The 2,251-nt window shown below is 58.0% G+C and carries 3 protein-coding genes; 2 read left to right on the forward strand and 1 reads right to left on the reverse strand.

Annotation, left to right across the window (positions count from 1 at the left end; all coding sequences use genetic code 11):
- On the reverse strand, positions 1 to 852 hold an 852-nt coding region (locus tag VGE80_RS13550; protein WP_440593048.1), incomplete at its 3' end, for an FAD-binding oxidoreductase.
- 330 nt (positions 853 to 1,182) lie between these two features.
- Here VGE80_RS13550 and VGE80_RS13555 point away from each other — a divergent pair.
- On the forward strand, positions 1,183 to 1,710 hold the full coding sequence (locus VGE80_RS13555; protein ID WP_373648984.1) for a peptide chain release factor family protein: 528 nt from the start codon (positions 1,183 to 1,185) through the stop codon (positions 1,708 to 1,710).
- 212 nt (positions 1,711 to 1,922) lie between these two features.
- Positions 1,923 to 2,251, forward strand: a 329-nt coding sequence (locus VGE80_RS13560) for a response regulator (RefSeq protein WP_440593049.1), incomplete at its 3' end; no start/stop codon positions are given.

Below are 2,251 nucleotides of genomic sequence, written 5' to 3' on the forward strand. Positions count from 1 at the left end.
TTCCCACAGTCGCGCCGCGTCCGGTTCGTGAATCCGCTCTTCCGACGGGACATCCCCCTCGGCCAGTTCGCGATGAAGGGTCTCAAGCTGCCATTCGACTTCTTTCTTTGACCCTTCAACGCCCAGACACAGAGTGACGGGAGCATGCTGGGCAGAAGTACGAGCAGCTGTACTGATCAGCCGTGTGGCGGGAGGATTCAGCACATCGACGGCGACCGGACGGGCGTCCGATTTCAGCAGTCGCTGAAGAGCCAGCTCTACCCGCTCAAATGACTTGAAGCCGAAACAGGCCAAGGCGGTCGTCTCGGGCATGGGACGCAGTTTCAGCGTCACCTGGGTCACAATCCCTAACGTGCCGCGCGAACCGACCAGCAACTTGCAGATGTCGTAGCCCGCCACGTTTTTGACGACCCGTCCTCCCGCTTTGAAAAGTTGGCCCGCGGCGTCCACGGCCGAAATACCGATGACATAGTCGCGAAACGTCCCATGTCCAAACCGGCGCGAGCCACTGGTATTCGTCGCGATCGCACCACCGAGCGTGGCCCGGGTCGGCTGAGCGATATCGATCGGAAGCCGCTGTCGTTCGGCCGCCAGCCGCGACTGGAGCTCATCAATCCGCATTCCGGCTTCAACCGTGATCGTCATATCACGGGCCGGGTAGTCGATCACGCGGGTCAGTTCGGCGAGCGAGACATTCAGATCCGCTGTCGCCGCCGCTCCGTAGTGCAGTGCCGTCCGCCCCCCCACGGGACAGATTGTTTTTCGAGGTCCCGCCACGTTTTCGGCCATGAATCGAGCGAGTTCCGCCTGTGTCGCAGGCACGAATTCTGCCGGAGTGGATGTCGTTGTCATATCCAGAAAAGCTCGAATAATAAAAGGAATAACAGCCGGAATGGGAACTGCTCAACTCGCAGGACCAGTCAGCCACCCCCCTGCATCAACGATGAAAGTCGCCATCACACGGGTCATTGTCACATTCAAGGGTGTCGGAGTTGAAGGGGAGCATAAAGTCGTACGTCCCGAAAGAAAAGGCGGCTGTGCGCCGGTTCGCCGGGCCGCTCGACTCCCCTGTGAGATTTGCACGGAATTTCGTTGCCGTACCTCCCCCACTGACCAGATTGAAACCAGAGAGATTTTCGATTTGATTGAAACGAGATCGAACACTCCTGAAGAAGGCTGAGAATGCTCGAAACCAATCCCCCCGACCTGGAACATCCAGCCCGGATTCCTGTGGAAACACTGCTACGGGACTGCGATGTCCGCCACGAACGGCGACGAGGCCCGGGAGGACAGCATCGGAACAAGACCGAATCCGCCGTGGTCATTCGACATCGGCCGACGGGAATTGAGGGCCAGGCGGCCGAACGACGAAGCCAGTTCGATAATCACCGCAATGCGGTCAAACGGCTGCGGCTGAATCTCGCTTTAGCCGTCCGAACCCATGCACTGGCGGAAGCTGCACCGACGGAATTGTGGCGGTCACGGTGCGCCGGCGGACGAATTGGAATCAACGAAGAACACGAAGATTTTCCGAAGGTTCTGGCGGAAGCCATGGACGTCCTCAACGCTCGAAACAGCCATCTCCACGGTTCGGCCGAACAACTGGGGTGTACTCCGTCCCAATTGATTAAGCTGCTGAAGAAGGAGCCCCGCGCGTTCCTGTGGCTGAATGAGTCCCGCCGCAGGCATGGCCTGTCTCAGCTCGACTAGACGACACGGGCCAATCGCCCCCGCAACCCCCGGTCGTCCAGCAACCTGGTGGCCTGCCGAGTCCCCCAAGTTCTCGAGCCCCCCAGCCCGAGCCACCCGAGCCCCATCGTAAGAGGAACTCCGATTGACCCGTTAATCTAATTCTGTTAAGCCAAGTGTCTCGGTGAGGCAAGATGTGATGCGAAAATTTTCGAGTTCTGCGGTGTAACTTCATGATTGTCGAGCAGTACCAGTTGTTAATCGCCGACGACGATGACGCCTTTCGTAGCACTCTTTGCGAAATCTTCGAACCATTCTTTCGCCTGATCGAAGCAGAATCCGGGGAAGAAGCACTCGAACGAGCGGCCCATGAAAAAGTGCATCTGGCCCTCTTTGACATGCACATGCAATGTCTGACCGGACTGGAAGCACTGCGCCGCCTGAAAGAGATTCATACTCTCGCACCTTGTATCCTGATTACCGGCGACTACTCGGCGGAACTTTGTTATCACGCAGCAGAGGCACAGGCGTTCTCTGTCCTGAAAAAGCCGACGACGAAAAA

The organism is Schlesneria sp. (assembly GCF_036405755.1).
GTDB classification, from domain to species: domain Bacteria; phylum Planctomycetota; class Planctomycetia; order Planctomycetales; family Planctomycetaceae; genus Schlesneria; species Schlesneria sphaerica.